The sequence below is a fragment of the Burkholderia sp. Tr-20390 genome (assembly GCF_017104595.1).
Taxonomy (GTDB): Bacteria; Pseudomonadota; Gammaproteobacteria; order Burkholderiales; family Burkholderiaceae; genus Burkholderia.
In genome coordinates, this window is record NZ_JAAGPC010000383.1 from 1 (window position 1) to 2,021 (window position 2,021).

2 protein-coding genes and 1 pseudogene are annotated in these 2,021 nt (G+C 67.8%); 1 reads left to right on the forward strand and 2 read right to left on the reverse strand.

All coding sequences use genetic code 11. From position 1 onward, the window contains the following. Window positions 1-523: SDR family oxidoreductase (locus tag G3N98_RS39085; protein ID WP_206151106.1), on the forward strand; the 523-nt coding region annotated here is incomplete at its 5' end. 299 nt (window positions 524-822) lie between these two features. On the opposite strand, the gene G3N98_RS39090 is transcribed toward G3N98_RS39085, so the two are convergent. Next, a complete protein-coding gene (locus tag G3N98_RS39090; RefSeq protein ID WP_206151107.1) occupies window positions 823-1,515 on the reverse strand; it encodes a dihydrodipicolinate reductase in 693 nt (230 codons plus the stop codon). A gap of 160 nt (window positions 1,516-1,675) precedes the next feature. Further along, window positions 1,676-2,021: pseudogene (locus G3N98_RS39095) on the reverse strand (hypothetical protein); the annotation flags it as partial.

The following is a 2,021-nucleotide window of genomic DNA, read 5'->3' on the forward strand; positions in this document are numbered from 1 at the left end:
TGTCGTCCACAACGCCGCGTATTTTCCGCTGACGCCGTTCACGCAGATCGACGAGCCGACGCTCGACCGGACACTGTCGGTCAACCTGTCGGCGTTGTTCTGGCTCGCGCAGGCTGCGTTGCCGGCATTCGAGCGCGCAGGAGCGGGGCGGCTGCTCGTCACGTCGTCGGTGACGGGGCCGCGTGTCGCGTATCCGGGGCTCGCGCATTACGCGGCGTCGAAGGCCGGCGTGAACGGCTTCATTCGCGCCGCGGCGCTGGAACTCGCGCGCCGCAACGTGACGGTGAACGGCGTCGAGCCGGGCATGATCCGCACGCCGGCGGCCGGCAATCTCGGCGACGCGTCGGTCGCGGCGCAGATCGCGCGAGATATTCCGCTCGCGCGGATGGGCGAGCCGGAAGATATCGCGAACGCGATGCTGTTTCTCGCATCGGCGGATGCCGCTTACATCACGGGGCAGACGATCGTCGTCGACGGCGGTGCGACGTTGCCCGAGAGCGGCGCGGTGCTTGGCGGCGCGTGACGGTGACCCGCGCCCCCTCTCGGCGAATGAACCTCGGCCGATAACTTGCCAGCGAATGCGGCAGGGAGATTGCTCGTCGAATTTTCCGAGCGGTCGTGGCGGCGAAGCCGGCTGGCGTGATCTTGAACGCCGGCCATGCGGGACGTCACGTGCCGGCCGGCGCGATTCATGGCGGCCCGGATGTCGCGGATCGGGCGGTCGACGACCTCCACGGAAATCGGCACCGAACCTCTTCTTACGTTGCGCAAAAAACGTCCGCGCCGCTGCGCGTGCGTGCCGCCCGCCGCGCATCGCCGCGATTACAGCCAGCCGTTGCGGATGAACTCGACGATCGAATAGCGGCGGTGCTCGAGATCGTGCTGCCGAACGGCGTCGACGATGCGCGACACGCCATCGGCGTAAGGTGTCGCACCCACCACGCGCGATTCGAACTGCAGGCTGCACGCGCCGTCGTCGATGCGGATCCGGTGAATCGCATGGCGGCCGAGCTGATCGTCGTCGACCGAGAATTCGCTGCGCTGCACGTCCGGGTCGCGCACGGAGCGGATGTCTTCCGGCCGCACGCCGAGCGACTGGCCGATCCCGACGGCCGTGCCGGGGACGGACGTCTTGCCAGCCTGGTGCGACTCCGTCAGGCTGATCCGGCAGTCGTGAAACAGGTGGCCGCTGGTTTCCAGCATGCTCATGAACTTGAGCATCAGGATGTTCGTGTTCGGGCACAGCACGACCGGGAAAGCGTGCGAGCCGGTTTCGAGCTCGGAGCCGGTCGACAGTTCGACGAGTGGCGATCCGGTGGCCTCGCAGAACGCGATCACGGCGGGGAGTTCGCGGCCGGAACCGGCATGCACGACGATCGTTCGGGCGTCGCTGCGCTGCGCATCGTCGCGCGCGCTGTCCGACCAGGGGATCACGCGGCAGGTGGCCGGGTCGAGCCGGTGCGCGTCGAGCAGTTCGCTGGCCAGCTTGCCGGTTCCTACGACGAGTACTTGCATGACATTCACGGATTGAAGTTCAGGATTCGGGACGGGAAATGATGCGGGCCGTCGGGTGGCTCGGCACGGTCGCGGCACGTGGCGCCGGACCGGCCTCGCGCATTATGCCCGGCCGCCCGTCAGCGTGCCCGTCGGGCCTCGCAGGCGGCGGCCCGGTGCGTCAGCTTGCCGCCACCGTCGGCAGCCACGCAATTGCCGCGTTTTGCGTCGCGCGTTGTTTCGCGATCGAGCGTGCGAGGCGGTCCGTATCGGATGCCACCGTGTCATGCTTCACTTCCGACATGCCATGCAGGCCGGCGCCGACCGTTGCATCGCCCTGACAACTCGGGCGAAACGACGGAGGAACCGCGCCGTCGCAGCCTCGTCGCGGTGCGCACGGACGCGTGAACGGCGCTACCCTGTGGCACATTGCCGGCCGCGCACGCTTGCCGCGGCCGGCATCGCTCATGCGACACGCATCATCAAGCAACCCTCGATCCAGGAGAAAACATCGATGGAACACGATT